The 3,341-nt window shown below is 38.8% G+C and carries 3 protein-coding genes and 1 pseudogene; 1 reads left to right on the top strand and 3 read right to left on the bottom strand.

The features are described 5' to 3' along the window. Nucleotides 1-578 (top strand): collagen-like triple helix repeat-containing protein (locus RT445_RS19225; RefSeq protein ID WP_396631816.1); only part of this gene is annotated, 578 nt, incomplete at its 5' end. A 146-nt stretch (nucleotides 579-724) separates the two neighbouring features. On the opposite strand, the gene hemY is transcribed toward RT445_RS19225, so the two are convergent. From hemY to RT445_RS19210, 3 genes and pseudogenes are all read right to left on the bottom strand, one after another. Next, nucleotides 725-2,149 (bottom strand): protoporphyrinogen oxidase, encoded by a 1,425-nt coding sequence (hemY, locus tag RT445_RS19220; RefSeq protein WP_312507335.1) that lies wholly within the window; start codon nucleotides 2,147-2,149, stop codon nucleotides 725-727. A 14-nt stretch (nucleotides 2,150-2,163) separates the two neighbouring features. Next, a complete protein-coding gene (gene hemH / locus RT445_RS19215; protein WP_312507308.1) occupies nucleotides 2,164-3,084 on the bottom strand; it encodes a ferrochelatase in 921 nt (306 codons plus the stop codon). 146 nt (nucleotides 3,085-3,230) lie between these two features. After that, nucleotides 3,231-3,341, bottom strand: a pseudogene (locus RT445_RS19210) (uroporphyrinogen decarboxylase); the annotation flags it as partial.

Raw genomic sequence — 3,341 nt, 5'->3', positions numbered from 1 at the left:
CCGGGGCTACTGGTGCCATTGGACCTGCCGGCATTACTGGGGCTACTGGACCTGCTGGTGTGACTGGACCTACTGGGGCTACTGGTGCTACTGGTCCTGCGCTTACCGAAGGATTCTCAGCATTTAAAAACACACTAACTGTTAATGCTTCTACCTCTATTGCTGACTGGAGTGTAGCATCACCTTACTTTACAACGCCTGCTTTTAATCCAGCAACGGGGATTTTCACTGTACCAACTACAGGAAGATACTCCTTTGAAGCAACTATAAATTACTCTACTACTGCGGCCATTAGTGTTACTTTAGGGGGTGGAATCAATCCTTCATTTGCAATACGAAGAAATGCAACAACAAATCTAATTAGCGGCTTGTTCCCTGTATTGAATGTAAACGTCGCACTGGTATTAACTTTACGTGCAATACTTGGAAATGGTACTATCACTTTGGCAGGTGAAGTAGAATTAGTAGCTGGGGATACAATTGACTTGTTCTATGAAGCCAATGGTTTGACAATTGGACTTACGCTAGGTGGAGCTAACTCCGGTGGTATCGTTTGGTCATGTCATCGAATATCTTAAGTCTAATTATCTATTAGCTTTTTAAAGCAATTAGTAATCGAAATAGCAAACTATCTATATTAGTTTGCTATTTCTTATTCATCATTCAAAACATACATAAAAAAATAGTACAAACATTGATAGCTCATGTTTTGTACTATTTCTTTTTATTGCTGAAACATTTCCCTTACCACATCTTCTGCAATATGTTTCCCTTGCTGCACACATTCTGGTATAGATATTCCTTCAAATGAGCTTCCTGCAAGTTTTACAGTTGGAAAATGTTCATACAATTCCTGTTTTATTCGCTGGACCTTGGCTTCATGTCCTACTGTATATTGTGGCATTGCATTTTTCCAACGAGTTACTACTGTCATCATTGGTTCGCCATTTACCCCAATGGTTTTATTTAAATCCTGAAGTACAGTTTTTTCTATTTCAGTATCAGATAATGCTACAATGGCTTCGTCTCCAACACGCCCAATATAGCTACGTAATAATACATAATCGTCTGGAGAGGTACCTGGCCATTTTCGGTTCATCCAAGTACAAGAAGTAATTGAAAAATCACTATTTCGAGAGACATAAAAAGAAAGTGCATCCAAATCGCCAAGCTGTTCCTTTTTAAAGGCCATTGTGACAGTTGCAATGGTTGCTGCCTTCATCGTCCCTAATTCATTTAACAGACTATGCTTACTAAACATTTTTTCTGCCACATTAAATGGTGTAGCGATAATAACAGCATCTGCTTTTATATGGGAAAAATTGTTTAACATCACTTGAACGGTTCCATCCTTGCCATGTTCAATTTCCTCCACTTTCACACCCTTCATAACTGTCCCTGGAAGTAGTGATTCTTCTATACTTTCAATCAGTGTTTCAAGGCCATTACTAAAGGTCTGAAAAATCCCTTTATTTTCATCAATCAAATGATTGCTTAAGAAATTTGTTCCTGCCTTTTTCATGCCGATTAGTAAGCTACGATATTTTTGCTCTAAACTGTAAAGCTGCGGGAAAGTGGAGCTCATACTTAATTGCTCGATATCACCTGCAAATGTACCTGCCAGTAAAGGTTCTACTAAGTTTTCCACGATCTCTGCACCAAATCTTCTTCTAAAAAAGGCACCTAACGGTTGATCGTCATCTTGTGCTGAACGGGGAATGAAAAAATCCCCCGCAGCACGCACTTTTCCGCTAAGTGAAAATAACCCTGATGTTATGAATGACGAGATATGAGGCGTTTCTCCAGATAAAAGTTGACTAGGAATAGGGTATAACTGGCTACCTACTGCAACATAAGTCGGTCCTGCATTACTCGTTTGTATTTTCTGCTCGATACCGAGATCCTTTGCTAAAGCACTAACATAGTTTTCACGATCAAAAAAAGATTCTGGCCCGCGCTCAATAATAAAACCATCTTTTCTCAATGTTTGAATTTTTCCGCCAAGACGTAATGACGACTCGACAAGTACGATATCTAATGGCAATTCTTTTGCGCTTGCTTCTTTTTGCATATAGAACGCAGCTGTAAGGCCTGTAATGCCAGCGCCTATGACAACTACCTTTCGTCTTTTCTGAGTCACCAACATCATCACTTTCTTTTCGCTTAGCTTAATTTTTTATGAATTGCATCTACCATCGCATCGATAAATAATGGGTGTGTATTTGGCATCGCTGGGCGATAGTATTTTGCGTCAAGTTCATCACAAACAACTTTACACTCAAAATCATTATCATATAATACTTCTAAATGCTCCGTTACAAAACCTACTGGTGTATAAACAAATGAACGGTAACCTTTTTCTTCAAATAGTTCACGAGTTAAGTCTTGGACATCTGGACCAATCCAAGGTTCTGGTGTTTGCCCTGCTGATTGCCAGCCCACCTCAACATTTTTTAAACCTGTTGCTTCTTGAATAAGTCGAGCTGTTTCGATTAATTGATCCTCATAAGGATCTCCTAAATCTTTAATCTTTTCAGGAAGTGAATGTGCTGACACGATTAAACATGCTTTTTCACGTTCTTCCTCAGACATAGCCTCAAACGTAGCATTCACTTGTTGTTTCCAATACTCGATGAATTTTGGCTCATCGTACCAAGACTCTACAGAAGTAATCGTTAAACGATCACCTGCCGCCTCTACAGCACGACCGTTATAGGATTTAATAGAGAACGTAGAGAAATGAGGAGCTAAAACAATAGAAACCGCTTCTTTGATGCCCTCTGCCACCATTTGCTCAACTGCATCTTCAATAAATGGATGAATATGCTTTAAACCAATAAACAATTTATATTCCACCGTATCCTGTACTTCATTTAACCGTGCACATAAAGCTTCAGCTTGTGCCTGTGTTGCTGCTGCTAATGGTGATAAACCACCAATTGCTTCATAGCGGCTACAAAGATCTTCTAAATGCTCTTCAGAAGGTTTGCGGCCATGACGAATATGTGTATAGTAAGGTTCGATATCTTCTTCTTTATAAGGTGTTCCGTATGCCATTACCAATAAGCCTTTAACTTCTTTCATTACCCATTCACCTCAAAAATTGTTTTATATTTTATACATTATGTGATAAAAAGAAGCTGCCCAGTCTTTCATATTGGACAGCTCCCTTTCTATGATAAAATCATTCATCCATAGAAAAGGGATTTTCACATTTAATTTGTTTGTTATTAGGAACGTGCTTGAATTTGCTGTGCACTATACTCATGAATAAGTGTAGTCAGACGTTTTAATACATCTGGATCTACTTCTGGGAAAACTCCATGCCCCAGGTTAAAAAT

This window comes from Lysinibacillus sp. (assembly GCF_032093475.1).
Classification (GTDB): Bacteria; Bacillota; Bacilli; order Bacillales_A; family Planococcaceae; genus Lysinibacillus; species Lysinibacillus irui.
Note: the sequence above shows the minus strand (reverse complement) of the source record. Positions and strands in the feature narration are given on the sequence as shown.